Raw genomic sequence first — 13,223 nt, 5'->3', positions numbered from 1 at the left:
GATGATCCTTCGACTCGACCCGCGGTATCCGCTCGTCTGGCGCACCCCGGACACCATCCAGTTGGGCATCGACCGGCCGGTGGCCATCGTTCCGGGGGTCACGGCGCCGCTCGAGAGCGTCATCGCGGCTCTGCGGGTGGGGGTCCCCCGGTCGGGTGCGCTGATGCTCGGCCGGCAGGCCGGCGCGACGGATGCGGCCACCACCGCCCTGCTCGGCGCGCTGGCCCCTGCGCTGGTGGGCCTGGATCCTCAACCGGAGCTGCCGGGCGCCGACGCGGCGTCCCTCGCCGGGACCTGGTTCGTCAGCAGGCCGGCGACCGCGGTCCGTCGGGACACCGCTCCGGTTGTTCACGTCGACGGCGACGGTGACACGGCCGTACGCATCCGGCAGCTGCTGGCCGACCTGGGCATCACGGCCGCCCTCCCGCCAGGCACCCCCACACCCGAACGCCCCGACCTCGCCGTGATCGTGGACCACTACGTGTTCGCACCTGAGCGGCACGGGCACTGGTTGCGCCGCGACGTGCCGCACCTGCCGGTGCTGTTCAGCGACACCGAGGCGCGCATCGGCCCGCTCGTGGAGCCGGGCGCCGGCCCGTGCCTGACCTGCCTGGAGCTCGAGCACGTCGACGATGACCCGGCCTGGCCGGCGATCGCCAGCCAGCTGCTGACGCGCACGGCGCCTACCGAAACGCCCCGGTTGAGCATCGAGGTGGCCGCAACGGCGGCCGGCATCGTGCACGAGAGGGTGTTCGCGTCCTCCAACGAGTTCGCGGCCGCGTCGCTGGCGATCGACGCGGCGTCCCTGGCGGTCAGGCGCCGCGCGCACCGGCCGCACGAGCGGTGCGGGTGCCGATTTCTGCCAGAAAGCGTGATCGTTCTCGCGGGGAACGCTGCTGGTTTCCGGCCGCGGACCAGCTGAGGGAGAGGCGTTTGCGCGCCCGGGTGACACCGACGTAGAGCAGCCGGCGTTCCTCGTCGACCTGCTCGAAGGTGACGGCGTAGCTGATCGGCACGAGCCCCTCGGAGAGGCCCACCACGAACACGGCATCCCATTCCAGGCCCTTGGCGGAGTGCAGGGTGGCCAGGGTGACCGCCGCGACGGTGGGTTCGTGCTGCCCGGCCTGGCGTTCCATCAGTTCGTCGGTGAACTGGCGGAAGGTGGTGCCGGGGGCGGCCTGGTCGACGAGTCCCATGATCGCGTTCAGCGCTTCCCAGCGGTCGCGCACCGCACCGCGGGTGTCCGGCGCGGTCTGGCTCCAGCCCAGGCCGCGCAGCACGTCGCTGACCGACTTGAACAGCGGTTCGCCCATGATCGAGACGGATGCCGCGCGCAGCGACATCACCGCCTGCTTCACCTCCGGCAGGTCGAAGAACCGCTTCGACCCCCGGATCTGGTAACTCACGCCGACGTCGCCGAGCGCGGTCTCCAGCAGGGCGGCCTGCACGTTGACCCGGTACAGCACGGCGATGTTCTCCGGCGCCACCCCGGACTCGATGAGTTCGAAGATGTTCTGGGCCACGCCTCGGGCCTCGGCCATGTCGTTGGGGTACTCCCGCACCGCCGGTTCCACCCCGGTGTCGGCGACGGCGGCGTGCAGCGACAGCGCGCCTGGACGGCCGCGCATCAGCTGGTTGGCGGTGGCGACGATCGCGGCCGTCGACCGGTAGTTCTGCTCCAGGCGCACCACGGTGGCGTCTTCGTAGTGTTTGGGGAAGTCGAGCAGGTAGTCGCTGCGGGCGCCGGCGAACGAGTAGATGGTCTGGCTGGCGTCGCCGACCACGCAGAGGTCGCGCCGGTCACCGAGCCAGAGCTTGAGCAGGTCGTACTGCAGCGGGGAGACGTCCTGGAATTCGTCGACGACGAAGAACCGGTACTGTTCGCGCACCTGCAGCGCCACCGAGGGCTCAGCCTCGATCATGCCGGCCATGGCCAGCAGCACGTCTTCGAAGTCGATCTGCTTGCGGTCGTCTTTGAGCCGTTCGTAGCCGGCCTGCATGTCCAGGGTCTGGTCGATGTCGAGCCGGCCGGGCAGGGCGCGGCCGGCGGTGGCGTACTGGTCGAGGGAGAGCCCGCTGGTCTTCCGCCATTCGATCTCACCGGCCAGATCACGCAGGGTGGCGGTGTCGAGCTTCAGCTTCAGGACCTCGGCGGCATGGCCGAGCAGCCGGCCCTTGCCCTCGAGGATGCGCGGGGCCTGGCCGCCGACGACGTGCGGCCAGAAGTAGTTCAGTTGGCTCAGCGCGGCCGCGTGGAAGGTGCGCGCGGCGACACCGCCGGCGCCGAGCTGCCGGAGCCGGCCGCGCAGCTCGGCGGCGGAGCGGGCGGTGAAGGTGAGCGCCATCACCCGGGTGGGCGAGTACGCGCCGCTCATCACGCCGTAGGCGATGCGGTGCGTGATGGCGCGGGTCTTGCCGGTGCCGGCTCCGGCGAGCATGCAGACCGGCCCGATCAGTGCCTCCGCGGCCACCCGCTGCTGCTCGTCGAGTCCGGTGAGCAGGGATTCGGCGGAGGGTGTCAGGCGGTCAGACACCCGGCAGCTCCGGCTGGGCCAGCCAGTCGTCGATGAGGGCGCGGGCGATCGACGACGGTCCGGGCAGCATGATGCCGTTGTCGGGATCGGCGAGCTCGGCGCGGCTGAACCAGCGCAGGTCGAGGATCTCGGTGCCGTCGGGCACCAGGGAGCCTGCGTGCTGGCCGTCGGCCAGTCTGGCGGTGAAACCGACCATGATCGACGCCGGGAACGGCCACGGCTGCGACCCGCGGTAGACGGCGTCGGCGACCCGGATACCGGATTCCTCGAAGACCTCGCGCACCACGGCGGATTCGAACGATTCGCCGGGTTCGACGAAACCGGCCAGCAGGGAATACCGGTTGGCCTCCCACATGGCGTTGGAGCCGAGTAACACCCGGTCCCGGTCGTCGGTGATCAGCACGATCACGGCCGCGTCGGTGCGCGGGAACACCTGGCTGCCGTCGACGGGGCAGTGCCGCACCCAGCCGCCGGTGGTCACGTCGGTCGCGGCGCCGCAGCGCGGGCAGTGCGGGTGCGAGTCGTGCCAGTGCAGGATGCCGAGGGACTCGGTGAGGATGCCCGTGTCGCGGTCGGAGAGCAGGGTGGCGTAGTCGCGGAGGCCCACCCAGGCGGTTTCGTCGGGTTCGAGCCTGGCGGCCTGGTCGTCGTCCAGCTGCACGACCACGAGCGGGGTGCCCACGGGTTCGGCGGCGTCGGCGTCCAGCGACCGGCCGAGGTAGACCCGCGGGGTGGTTGTCGCCGGGTCGGCGAGATCGGCCGGCGCCAGCAGCAGCAGCCGGGGCGCGGCGTTCCCGGCGACGGCGGGTGCGAGGGCAGCGGCGGGTGCGAGGGCAGGGGCGAGCAGCACCTTGCCGTGCCAGAGCGGCAGAACCCGGGTGCCGGCATCCGCCCAGAGCCTCTCGAACAGGTCGGGTTCGGAGCGGGCGTCGTGGTCGCGATCGACGGCGTGCCGGGACAGCGGCAGCCTGGCCGTGAACCTGAACGACATGTGACCCCTCAAAGATCGGGCAACACGTGCCGAAGTTGTCTGCAGGCGTGGCGAATGGCCTCACCGGGAGGAACTCGACCTAACCTAGAAGGCATGGCCAGATCCCATCTCACTCTAGCCGCGTTGGCCACCAATGCAGTGCCTGAGCTCGACGTCGCACACGCCCGAAACCACAGTCACGCCGGCGACGGGTTGTTCGACTCTGCCCTGCTGATCACCCGCGACGAGAGGGAGCTGATCATCAGGGTTCCCACGTCGCAGGCGGCCGAAACCGAGCAGTCCGCCGACCTCGTGGCGCTCCGCGCGCTCACCACAGGCAACCGCAGCCGGCTGCCGTTCGACGTGCCCGTTTTTGTGGGTCAGGCACCGTTCGAGGGCACCAGGGCCGTGGTCTATGAGCGCCTGCCCGGCGCCTCCTATGACGCGGATGCCCTCACCGGCCATGAGGGTGTGTCGGGTTCGATCGGGCGAGCGATCGCCGCCATCCACGGTCTACCCTCGGCGTTCATCGGTGACGCCGGTCTGGTGCAGCAGAGCGCCCAGGACTGCCGCACCTCCACCATCGACCTGATCGACCGGGCCGCGAACACGGGCAAGCTGCCCGCGGCGCTGCTGCGGCGCTGGGAACTCGCCACCGACGATGACGCTCTCTGGCAGTTCGCGCCGACCGTGATCCACGGGGCGCTGACCGCGGATTCGTTCCTGATCAGCGACGACGCCGTCTGCGGTGTGCTCGGCTGGTCGGGGCTTTGTGTGGGCGACCCGGCCCGCGACCTCAACTGGCTACTGGCCGCCCGCGGCAACGCCGCGGAGACCGCCGTGGCCACCTACACCGCCGCCCGGCAGGGCAACGACCCTCTGATCACCCAGCGGGCGATGCTCTACGCCGAGCTGGAACTGGCCCGTTGGCTGTTGCACGGCGTCGACACGCACGACGACGCCATCGTGGAGGACGCCGTGTCGATGCTCGACGGGCTGGTGGACAACGTGCACAGCCACACCATGAACTCGCTCTCCCCCGACACCGGGCCGATCCTCAGCGTCTCCGACGTCGAGTCGATGCTCAAGGACACCCCGCGCACCCAGGCGGCCGGGTCCGGCGGCCGGAACAGCGACGAGAGTTCGGAGTACGGCACCAGCGATTTCGCCGACACCGGCTCATTCGCCAGGGTCACCAGCTTCGACGGCACCGGCTTCGACACCGACTACACCGACGACGCGACGGGACCGATCTCCACTGCCGGAGACACTGCCGGAGACACAACCGGCGGCACGACCGGCGCCACGGCGGATGCCCCGGCCACCGACGCCCAGGCCGCCAAGAGGTCAGCCTCGGAGTAGAGCCGTTCGGGGGCGACGATGCGGTCGTCGGCCACGAAGTAGAAGACCGCGTCCACGATGGCCGGGTCGATGCCCTTCCACCGGGCGTAGGCGAGCCTGTACAGGGCCAGCTGGGTCTGCTTGAGCTCGAGGTCGGCGGCGTCCTTGGGTGCCTTGCCGGTCTTCCAGTCCACCACCTGATAGCCGGTCGGGGTCTTGTAGACCGCGTCGAGCTTGCAGATGAAGACCTGGTCGCCCAGCACGTGGTGGATCTCGATCTCCACCTCTTCCGGCGCCAGGGCGGCCCACGGCGACCTCTCGAAGGTGGCCTTGTAGCGCTCCAGCTGCTCAAGCTCGAGCGGCATCCCGTCGGTGTCGCCGTCGAGGTCGAGCTCGCCCGGCCCGACGTCGATGAGGTCGCCGGACGACGCCTGAGTGGAGCGCTGCTCCACCCAGGAGTGGAACAGGGTGCCCAGGCGCGTGGCCCGGTACGGCCGCTCGGGCATCGGCCGGCGCAGCTTGGCGAGCACCGCGGCGGGATCGTCGACGTAGTCCTTGAACCTGGATGCGGGGATGCGGGTGGGCACGTCGAGGGTGTCGGGGCCGGCCAGGCGCTTCGCGCGTTCGGCCAGCAGCAGGGTCACTTCCCGCGACCAGGGCGTCTCGGCGCCGGCGCCGGTCTCCGGGTCGTCGTGCGCGCGTACCAGGGCGGCGGCGGCCTCGACGACCGGGCGGCGCGTGCCGAGCGGGTCGAACGGCCAGACTTCGGTGGCGTCCTCGTCGGTGGCGGGCTTCTCCTCGTGCTCGCTGCCCTCCGGCAGCGAGGCGATCAGCCCGGCTTCGGCCAGTTCGAGCAGGTACCGGCTGGGCCTGCGCACAGTGGTGCCGCCGCCCCAGAACGCCCCGGTGAGCAGCAGCTGCTGCTGGGCGCGGGTGGTGGCCACATAGATCAGCCGGCGCTCCTCGGCGTCGTGCCGGTCGGCGAGCTCCTGCTTGTAGAGCTCGAACTCGATGTCGAACGACATCTGGGTCTCGTGGCCGAGGCGTTTGAGCTCGGGCAGCTCGGCCCGGTCGCCGCGGCAGGGGTAGGGCAGCTCGCCGAAGCGCAACCAGCCGGAGACCTCGCGGGACGGCGCGGGCAGGTTCTTCTCGGTCAGTCCGGGGATGGCGACGTAGTCCCATTCCAAACCCTTGGAGCCGTGGATGGTGAGCAGCTGCACGGTGCCGGGTTCGGCGGCTTCGCCGCGCGGACCGAGGTCGTCCTGGCGTTCGGCGCGGGCCAGCCAGCGCAGGAAGCTTGCCAGGGTGCCGACCTCGTCACTGTCGAGGAACGCGGAGACGGCGTCGTGGAAGGCGTAGAGGTTGGCCAGGGCCCGGCCGTGGCTCTCGTTGGCGACGAGTTCCAGGTCGAGCAGGGTTTCCTGTTCGATCAGCCGCACGAAGTCGAGCAGGCCCAGGCCCGAGCGGCTCCGCAGCCAGGCCAGCTGCCTGCCAGCCTGCCGCAACCGCTGGCGGCCGTCGTCGCTGAACGCGGCGAGTTGGCCGTGCGATTCGGGGGCCGAGGCGACGAAGTCGAGCGCGTCCACGAGGGACCGGCTCTCCTCGGCGGCGACGGAGGCCCGGAGTTTGGCCTTGAGCTCGTCGGGTACGGCCTTCTGCGCCCAGTCGTGGGTGGCCAGCCAGCCGGCCACCCCGGACAGGGCCTGCAGGTCCCGCACGCCGATCCGCCAGCGGCCGCCGGTGAGCAGCCGGATCAGGTCGCTGCCGGCGGCCGGGTCGTGCACCACCCGCAGCACGGCGAGCACATCGGCCACCTCGGGGGTGGAGAGCAGCCCACCGAGCCCGAGCACGTGCGCGGACACGCCGTGTTCGCGCAGGACCTCGGCGTAGAACTCCATGTCGCGCCGGGCGCGGAATAGCATCGCGCCGGACTCCGGTTCGGTCTCGGGTGCGCCGGGTCTGCTGCCGAGCCGGGCGGCGAACCACCGGGCGATGGCGGCAGCCTCGTCTGCGATGCTCTCGTGCATGGCCGCCTGCACCTGCCCGGCGGCCTTGCCGCTGGGCACCTTCAGGGTCTCCACCTGGATGCCGTTGGGCCGCGCGCGCAGCTCGGCGCTCAGCGGGGCGACGAGGGCGTTCGCGGTCTCGAGCACGGTCACCGGGTTGCGCCAGGTGAAGGAGAGCGACATCGACGGCGCCTCCGTGTTGGCCAGGCCGGCGAAGTCGGTGGAGAAACCGAGCAGGTTCGCGGAGCTGGCGCCGCGCCAGCCGTAGATGGACTGGTGCGGGTCGCCGACGGACATCACCGGGTGGTGCGCGAACAGAGTGCGCAACAGCTCGGTCTGCAGCACCGAGGTGTCCTGGTATTCGTCGAGCAGCACGATGCGGTACTGGTCCCGGTAGCGGGACACCACGGCCGGCACCTTGCGGCAGACCTGCAGGGCCAGGGCCACCTGGTCGGAGAATTCGATCAGGCCCTGCCGGCGTTTCTCGGCCCCGTAGGCATCCGCCAGCTCGGCCAGCACCGGCAGCGGCGCCACGGCGGAAATCGCCTCGAGCACCGAGTCGTACGGCTTTTTCTTGCGCGGGTTGCCGTAGGGCAGGTCGGCGAGGTAGCCGAAGCTGTTCGCCAGCCGGGCGAGGTCGTGCGGCACGGGTTCCACGCCGGGCACGAACGGGGGCGGGTTCTCGGCCAGGGCGCGGCTGAGCGAGAGCACCGCCTCGGTGACGGCGTCCACGCCCTTGCCGTACTGCACCAGCCGGCCGTCGCCGTGGGCCACGACCACCCGGCGGGCGAGCAGCCAGGCGCTGGTCTCGCTGAGCAGCACCGACTCGGGTTCGCGGCCGAGCAGCAGGGCGTTGTCGGTGAACAGCCGGCTGGCGAAGGAGTTGTAGGTGGAGACCGCCGGGGCGTTGAACAGGTCGGCGGAGTCGAGGGGCCGCACGGAGGCGGTTTCGCCCGTGCCGGCATCCGCCGCACCATCAGCCCCGCCATCGGCCCCGCTCGCAGAGGGCATCAGCCCGGCTTCGCTGAGTTGCCGGATGCGCCCGTTGATGCGTTCGGCGAGCTCGCCGGCGGCCTTGCGGGTGAAGGTGAGGCCGAGGATCTGGTCGGGCCTGGCGTGGGCGTTGGCCAGCAGCCAGAGCACCCGGTTGGCCATGGTCTCGGTCTTGCCGCTGCCGGCGCCGGCCACCACGAGGGTGGGGCGAAGCGGTGCCTCGATCACGGCCTGTTGTTCAGTGGTGGGCGGGAACATGCCCAGCGCGGCGGCGATGTCGAGGGCGGACACCGGCCGGGCCGGCGTGGTTTCTGGGTTCATGAGCTGACCTGCTTGATGACGTGGATGCGGCACGAGCCGTAGGAACGGGGGTTGAGGCAATGGTCGGCGATCTCCGCCACGAAGGTGGCGCCGCCCATGCCGGCGGCGTCGTCGGTGACCCGGGTGGTGAAGGCCGCGAGTTCGTCGGGGCTGAAGGCCGGCTGCGTGGGATTGCGGTAGTTCTGCTTCTGGGTACCGGAGGACACGATCACCAGACGCGCGCCGGCCAGTTCCATCCCGGGTTCCAGGCCGTCGATCACGTCGGCGGCGAAGGCGAGCTGGTAGGCGCCGAGCTGCGGGTGTTCGGCCACCCCGCTGTCGCTGGTGGGGTCGCCCTTGCCGGTCTTGAGGTCCACGATCACGGCCCGGCCGTCGGGCAGCCGCTCCACCCTGTCGATGGTGCCGGAAAGCACCGCGCCGCCGAGGTCGAGCTCGAACCGGCCCTCGGCGCTGAGCAGCCGGGTGCCGTCGCGGGCGCCGTCGCCGAGGTAGGCGGCGAGCCGGTCGGTGAGTTCACGGGCCTGGGTCTTCTGCACCCTGGACTGCCAGTCGGCGTCGAAGACGAGTTCGCCCCAGCGGGCCTCGACACCCGCCCAGAGCGCGTCGGCGGTGATCCCGACCGGATCGGGGCTCCTGGCCGGGTCGGTGGCGTCTTCCATCACCTTGTGGATGATGGTGCCGAGGTTGGCCGCCGTGCTCGAGTCGCCACCGCCGATCTGGCCGATCAGCCAGTGCAGCGGGCAGGTCTCGAAGGCGCTCATCCGCGACGGTGACACCCGAACGGGCCCGTCGCCGGCCGCGGGGTCGTTGAGGGGGCGCTCGGTGCTGGCGGGGCGCAGTCCGTACCATTCGTCGGGCGACGCGCCGGCAACCTTCTCGGCGGCCAGGCGTGCCAGCGTGGCGGCGGCATCCGTGGCCCGGGCCGGCAGCACGGCGGGCAGCGCGGCAACCGGGTCGAGGTCGGCTCCGACGGGTTGCAGCCGGGGCCGCAGGGTCTGGGTGAGGTCGCGGCGGAGCCGGCCGACCAGCCCGCGCAGCGACAGCGGGTACCGGGCCAGCGGGGCGGGGTCAGGTTCCGGCAGCAGCCGCAGGAACGCGGAGGGCTGATTCTCGTCGTTGTCGACTGCGGTCACCAGCAGTTGGGCGGTGCTGCGGGATGCCGCCTGGGTGAACATGCGTAGCTCGTCGTGCAGCACACCGGTGCGGGCGCCGGCCGGGTCGGGGGTCTCCCCGGCCATGATCAGCGCCAGATCGCCGGCGCCGAGCAGCGACCCGCGGATGCGCAGGTCCGGCCAGACGTTCTCCTGCACGCCGGCCAGGACCACCAGGTCGTAGTCGCGGCCGATGGTGCCGCTGGGGGTGGCCACGAGCACCGATTCGGCCAGGGCGCGCGGGGCGAGGGTGTCCTCGGGCACGTCGGTGTCGACGAGGTGCTCGACGAAGAGCACGGGCGGGGCGGCGGGGGTGCGTTCGACGAAGCGTTGCGCGGCGGAGAACAGGGCCACGACGGCGTCGAGGTTGTGGTTGGCCTCGTCGGCGTCGATGCCGGTGCCGGTGGACTGCTCGGCCCAGGCGGGGGCGAGGCCGCTTTGCTGCCAGAGTCCCCAGAGCAGTTCCTCGATGGTGGCGCCGGTGGTGAAGGCTGTGCGGGTCTGCCGCAGGTTCTTGGCGCAGGACGCGGCTCGCCGGGCGGTGCGGTTGTCGATCGGGTCGAGCAGGGCCGGGTCGGCGAACACCTCGACGAGCAGTTCGTCGGCGGTGCGGGTGTCGTCGGTGCTGAGCTCCGGCCGGCTGAGTTCCTGCTGGCGGAGCGCCGCGCGCAGGCGCCGCAGGGTGATCGGGTCGAGGCCGCCGAGCGGGCCGCGGAGCAGCTCCACGGCGGCGTCGGCGTCGAGCTGTCGGCGGCCGAGGGTGACGTCAAGGGCCAGGATGAAGGCGCGCACCGCTGGTTCGTCACGGAGGGCGGCCTGCGAGGCGGCCACCTGGGTGGGCACCTCGAGCGCGGCGAGGCCCTTGGACAGCGCCGGCACGAGGGCGCCGGTGCGCACGATCACGGCCATCCGCCCCCAGGGCAGACCGTCAAGCACGTGGCGTTCGCGCAGGCGCCGGGCGATCACGGCGAGCTGGTCGGCGGGGCTGGCGGTGACGACGGTTTGCACGGCGGTGGGCTGGGTCGTGGGCGGCTGGGCGGCGGGGGGCGGGGCCGTGGGCGGCTGGGCGGCGGGCGGGGTGACGGGCGTAGCAGCCGGCGCAGCAGCCGGCGGGAGGTCGGCGCTGCCGGCCGAGCGCTGGGTTCCGGCGGCGGCGGCGCCGATCCGGCCGCTGAACTCGCGGATCACGGCGCGCAACTCACTGCCGTGCCGGTGCACCGTGTGCAGGGTGAGGGTGGCCACGTCGGGCAGGCGCAGGTAGTGGCCGAGCCGGCCGAGGGCATCCGGGTGGGCGCCACGGAACGACCCGGTGCTCAGGTCGGGGTCGCCGAACGCCACGATCGTGACGCCGCGGGCGGCGAACTGGGCCAGCAGCGCCAGGGTGGACTGGGTGGCCTCCTGGGCGTCGTCGAGCACGATCAGCTTGAGCGCACCGAGCGGGCCGAGGGGGTTGCCGGTGCTCACGCCGCTCAACGCGCCGGCGCCGGCGGGGCGCGCGGGCACACGCGGCGCATCCTGCACGATGGCCGCGGCGAACTGCACAAGCTCGGTGGAGTCGAACTGGCCGGGCCGGCTCTGGTCCTTGATGTCCTGGTAGTCGTTGATGAACGCGGCGGCGGCGGCCCACTCCGGCCGGTCGTGCTCGGCGGCCAGTGCGGCCAGTCGGGCGGGGGTGACGCCGTACTCCACGGCGCGCATCATCAGGTCGCGCAGTTCGGTCCGGAATCCGCGCAGGCCCCGCACCTCGGCGTCGAGCGGGCTCGGCCAGGCCGGTCCGGTGCCCGAGGCGATGTCCCCGGCCAGGATCTCCGCGATGATCTGGTCCTGCTCACCACCGGTGAGCAGGGTGGGGCTGGTGTGGCCGACCGCCACCTCGGCGTCCCGCACGATCTGGAAGGCCACGGAGTTCATCGTGCGGGCCAGCGGACCGTTGGTGGGCGCTCGCAGGCGCAGGGCCAGCCTGTCGCGAAGCGCGGTCGCGCCGGTGCGGGTCGGCACGAGCACGAGCACCTCGCTGGGTGAGAAGCCGTGGGCGAGGACCCGGTCGGCGACGAACTCGACGAGGGTGTGTGTCTTGCCGGAGCCCGGGGCGCCGATCACGGCGGCGGAGCGCCCGACGGGCAGGGCCAGAACGGCCTGCTGGGCGGCATCCAGACCCGCGGAACGGCCGGGCACGGCCTCCTCGGCCGGCGAGGCCGAGGCGGCAGGGGCAGGGGGCTCGTCGAGCAGTTCGGACACCGGGTTCATCACGGTCCAACGGTAACGGGTTGCGCCGACAGTGAACGTGGCGGGCCGAGCATGGGGCATGTCGTAATCTGAGCGGGTACGCAACCGAAAGGCGCATCCGTGGACATTCGCATTGGCATTTTCAACTCCCCCCGGGAGATCAGCTTCGAGACGACCCAGCCGGCCAACGAGATCGAGGAGACCGTCGCCGCGGCCCTCGCGGGGCAGACCGGCTACCTCAAGCTCAGCGACAAGAAGGGACACGTGTACATCGTCCCGACCATCGGTCTGGCCTACGTCGAGCTGGGCTCTGAGTCCTCCCGCCGCGTCGGCTTCGTAGCCTAAGACTTCGATGGAGCTCCTGTTCGTCACCCTGGGCGGCGCGCTGCTCGGACTGGCCGCACGCTACGCCCTGCCCCGCCGCCTCACGCACGGTTCCGTGCTGGTGCCGGCCGTGGGCACCGGTGTGGCGGCGCTGGTCTGGGTCGCGCTGACCTGGCTCGGCTGGGCGTGGGATGGCGGCTGGATCTGGTGGGTGTCCCTCGTGGTCGCCGCCGTGGCATCTGTCGCTGTTGATGTGGTTCTGGGGCGTCGCCGCGAGGCCGCAGACCTCACGATGCTGCACGACATCAGCAAGACCGGCCTGCCGGCGTAACGTCAGCCGGCTGCCAGAACACCCTCATTCGGGTTCGGTGAGGGTGTTTTTGCGTGATCGCGACCGGATGCGGCGGCACATTCCGAGCGGCGCTATGCGGCGCAGGCGCCGCTGTGCGCCTGGCGCGCCACCCGCCCACCGGCGCGGCACCCGCGCACCTCCCCGGACGGCACCCGCGCACCTCCCCGGGCCGCGCTCGAGTGCCTCGGCGCCTGCACTCGGGCGGCGCTACGCGGTGAGGCCGAGGCCGTCCATCCGCCGGGTGTGCGCGGCGATCAGCTCGGTGAAGACCGGCTCGATGCGCGAATCCTGCGACACCGCCATCGCCGAGCGGGCCACCAGCAAGGTGTCGCCGACCAGGCGTCGGCCCCAGAGGGCCAGGCGGGACTCGAGCGAAGGCTCCGCGGCGATGGCCGCGGCCAGTTCGTGCACCAGCACGTCGGCGCCGCCGTGTTCGCCGAGCAGATGCGCGATGCGCGGGCCGATGTCGCCGGGCAACGCGTCGGAGAGCCGGATGAAGAAGTCGTCGAGCAGTCCGCCGGTGAGATAACAACTGAGCAGAAGCTCATGCCAGTCCTCCCCCGCGGTGGCCGCACGGAAGGTGTCCAGCGCCGGAACGAACGGGCCCATCACGCTGGCCGGTTCGCCGTCGCGGCGGCGGATCTCGTCGATGAGTCCGTGGTGTTTGGACAGCGCACGCCCGGCGGCCAGGCTCAGGCCCTCCTTGGCGGTAAGCGTGGGGGCCGTGATCACGGCCGTTGAGAGGCTCTCGAACATTCCCAGTTCGAAATATGCGGCCTGACCGAGGTAGGTGAGCAGGTCTGGAACCAGTTCGGTGATGTCCACCTTTCGGGTGGCACGCTTGTCGCCCCGGGCCGACAGCCGCGGCGTCTCTGCCCGTTTCGGGCGTTCACCTAACCAGGAGATCACCTGCCAAGCATAGGTCCACCTCCCGCGCTTCGTTCTCGAATAACACGGCAGGTGCGGTGTGGCCACGGGCTGTTGCCCAGGGCCGCCCTATAGTCT

General features: G+C 71.6%; 8 protein-coding genes and 1 pseudogene. 4 read left to right on the top strand and 5 right to left on the bottom strand.

What is annotated here, in order from left to right; all coding sequences use genetic code 11:
* The first annotated feature begins 1 nt into the window (after window position 1).
* A complete protein-coding gene (locus tag BJQ95_RS05400) occupies window positions 2-922 on the top strand; it encodes a TOMM precursor leader peptide-binding protein (RefSeq protein WP_165384917.1) in 921 nt (306 codons plus the stop codon).
* Here the strand turns inward: BJQ95_RS05400 and BJQ95_RS05395 are convergent.
* Complete coding sequence (locus tag BJQ95_RS05395; RefSeq protein ID WP_240694726.1) at window positions 813-2,534, bottom strand: ATP-dependent helicase; 1,722 nt, start codon at window positions 2,532-2,534, stop codon at window positions 813-815. The genes BJQ95_RS05400 and BJQ95_RS05395 overlap by 110 nt on opposite strands.
* Entirely contained in the window at window positions 2,527-3,525 is a 999-nt protein-coding gene (gene nudC, locus BJQ95_RS05390; RefSeq protein WP_130177604.1) for an NAD(+) diphosphatase, read from the bottom strand. Before nudC ends, BJQ95_RS05395 begins: the two co-directional genes overlap by 8 nt.
* 54 nt (window positions 3,526-3,579) lie before the next feature.
* On the opposite strand from nudC, the pseudogene BJQ95_RS05385 reads away from it, so the two are divergent.
* Window positions 3,580-4,311 (top strand): annotated as a pseudogene (locus tag BJQ95_RS05385) (phosphotransferase); the annotation flags it as partial.
* Window positions 4,312-4,730: 419 nt separating this feature from the next.
* On the opposite strand, the gene BJQ95_RS05380 reads toward BJQ95_RS05385, so the two are convergent.
* Window positions 4,731-8,165, bottom strand: coding sequence for an ATP-dependent DNA helicase (locus BJQ95_RS05380; protein ID WP_130177606.1), 3,435 nt, complete (start codon window positions 8,163-8,165; stop codon window positions 4,731-4,733).
* On the bottom strand, window positions 8,162-11,623 hold the full coding sequence (locus tag BJQ95_RS05375) for a UrvD/REP family ATP-dependent DNA helicase (protein WP_256041536.1): 3,462 nt from the start codon (window positions 11,621-11,623) through the stop codon (window positions 8,162-8,164). Before BJQ95_RS05375 ends, BJQ95_RS05380 begins: the two co-directional genes overlap by 4 nt.
* 39 nt (window positions 11,624-11,662) lie before the next feature.
* Here BJQ95_RS05375 and BJQ95_RS05370 point away from each other — a divergent pair, with 39 nt between their 5' ends.
* Window positions 11,663-11,887: a DUF3107 domain-containing protein gene (locus tag BJQ95_RS05370; RefSeq protein WP_130178210.1), complete on the top strand. Its 225-nt coding sequence runs from the start codon at window positions 11,663-11,665 to the stop codon at window positions 11,885-11,887.
* A 7-nt stretch (window positions 11,888-11,894) separates the two neighbouring features.
* Window positions 11,895-12,197, top strand: a complete 303-nt coding sequence (locus BJQ95_RS05365) for a hypothetical protein (protein WP_130178209.1) — start codon at window positions 11,895-11,897, stop codon at window positions 12,195-12,197.
* Between the two features lie 228 nt (window positions 12,198-12,425).
* Here BJQ95_RS05365 and BJQ95_RS05360 read toward each other — a convergent pair whose 3' ends face one another.
* The gene (locus BJQ95_RS05360) at window positions 12,426-13,127 is read right to left on the bottom strand and encodes a ferritin-like fold-containing protein (RefSeq protein WP_240694801.1); all 702 of its coding nucleotides are present in this window, start codon (window positions 13,125-13,127) and stop codon (window positions 12,426-12,428) included.
* Window positions 13,128-13,223 lie beyond the last annotated feature (96 nt).

Origin of the sequence: Cryobacterium sp. SO1 (genome assembly GCF_004210215.2) — a bacterium.
GTDB lineage: Bacteria > Actinomycetota > Actinomycetes > Actinomycetales > Microbacteriaceae > Cryobacterium.
Note: the sequence above shows the minus strand (reverse complement) of the source record. Positions and strands in the feature narration are given on the sequence as shown.

Excerpts from the sequence above, each read along its gene's own strand:
- BJQ95_RS05400 (WP_165384917.1), top strand. The coding sequence starts at position 2 with ATGATCCTTCGACTCGACCCGCGGTATCCGCTCGTCTGGCGCACCCCG.
- nudC (WP_130177604.1), bottom strand. The coding sequence starts at position 3,525 with ATGTCGTTCAGGTTCACGGCCAGGCTGCCGCTGTCCCGGCACGCCGTC.
- BJQ95_RS05380 (WP_130177606.1), bottom strand. The coding sequence starts at position 8,165 with ATGAACCCAGAAACCACGCCGGCCCGGCCGGTGTCCGCCCTCGACATC.
- BJQ95_RS05375 (WP_256041536.1), bottom strand. The coding sequence starts at position 11,623 with ATGCCCCATGCTCGGCCCGCCACGTTCACTGTCGGCGCAACCCGTTAC.
- BJQ95_RS05365 (WP_130178209.1), top strand. The coding sequence starts at position 11,895 with ATGGAGCTCCTGTTCGTCACCCTGGGCGGCGCGCTGCTCGGACTGGCC.